The organism is Fibrobacter sp. UWB1, from assembly GCF_002210325.1.
GTDB lineage: Bacteria > Fibrobacterota > Fibrobacteria > Fibrobacterales > Fibrobacteraceae > Fibrobacter.
Genome location: NZ_MWQL01000044.1, coordinates 1 through 1,457, shown reverse-complemented (window position 1 = coordinate 1,457; position 1,457 = coordinate 1). Strand labels below are relative to the sequence as shown.

1 protein-coding gene is annotated in these 1,457 nt (G+C 49.6%); it reads right to left on the bottom strand.

Annotated elements, in window-relative coordinates; all coding sequences use genetic code 11:
• Positions 1-18: 18 nt before the first annotated feature.
• Entirely contained in the window at positions 19-1,413 is a 1,395-nt protein-coding gene (locus B7988_RS14760; RefSeq protein WP_088658480.1) for an IS3 family transposase, read from the bottom strand.
• Between the last annotated feature and the right edge of the window lie 44 nt (positions 1,414-1,457).

Sequence of the window (1,457 nt, the reverse complement as noted above, 5' to 3'; positions counted from 1 at the left end):
GGGGATGCGGACAATAATTTAGACAGATTGTTTGTCCAAATATAGTTTCCGGTAATCCGCTGGGCTCATTCCGTTGAGCCCGACCTTTATCCGTTTCGTGCAAAACCATTCCAGATATTTTTCAAGCTCGGCCTTGAACTCTTCCTTGTCGACTTTTCTCCAATTTCTGCTGTAGAAGAACTCGTTCTTGAGTATACCGAAAAAGCCCTCGCAGGCGGCATTGTCGGGAGTGTAGCCCTTCCTTGACATGGAGCGGGTCAAGCCGTACTTCTTCATCCTCTCGATCCATCCAGGCCATCTGTAATGGCTCCCTCGGTCTGTATGGATAATCGGGGCTTCGCCCTCGTGGAGTGTCGCGACGGCCTTGTCCAGCATCTCGTCGACAAGGGTCGCATCAGGGGACTCCCCGATTGTCCAGCACACTGGTGCCCCGTCGAAGCAGTCGATAATCGGCGATAGGTACACCTTGCCGTCATGCAGCGGGAACTCCGTTATGTCCGTCAGCCATTTTTGATTGGGTGCGTCGGCGTGAAAATTACGGTTGAGGATATTGGGGACAGCGGGCGTGATCTCGCCCTTGTACGAACTATACTTCAGCTTCTTGGGCCTGTAGACAACGAGGTTGCCGAGCTTCATTGCTCGTCTGACAACCTTCTCGGAAACCGTCCTTCCGGTCTTTGAAAGCTCACTGTGGATTCGCCTGTAGCCGTAGGTTTTATTGGATTCGTCAAATATGGGAACGAGTTCATTGAGCAGCCGACGATCCTTGTTGCTCCGGTCGTCCAGGTGTTTTACGTTGTAGTAATAGACGCTTCGGGACATCCCCAGCGCGAGCAGGATATCCCTTAATTCGTAGCGGTTGCGTAAGGCGTTGACGAGCTGTGTTTTTTCCCTGTTCCGAAGGGCAGACAGGTCAACGCCTGGGTCTTTTTTTATTATGTTCAGCGTCTCCTTCAGTATGTCGACTTCCAACTGTAGGCTTCGAATCTTCTCGTTCAGCGCCTTCGCGTCTTCGGAAGAAAGATCCTTTTCTTTCGCCTGTTTCCGCTTCGTTGGTCTAGGTTTGTTCTGTAGTCCCATAAGTCCGTACTTTTTATAGTTCTGGTACCAATAATAGATACTTGCATACGTATATCCAATATCCTTGGCTACAGAAATCATCGGTTCGCCCATTTCGTAGCATCTGTGGATGGCCTCAAGTTTAATCTTGAGAGGGGCGTGAGCCGGATGTTCTGGAGTGTTTATAACCTTGTGATGCTTTTTTCTTTCCTGACGTGGTTGGCCTTCCCTCCTTATCCACTTATATAGCTGTTTTGTCGATGGATAGCCGAGTTCTCTTACGACCTTTGTCGCCGACTTTAAATCATGGAATGTTTCCAGCGCCTTGGCGATTTGTTCTTCAGTAAAGTACATGATGCGTCCTCTAGTTGTGTCCAACTATTCGTCCGCATCCCCAA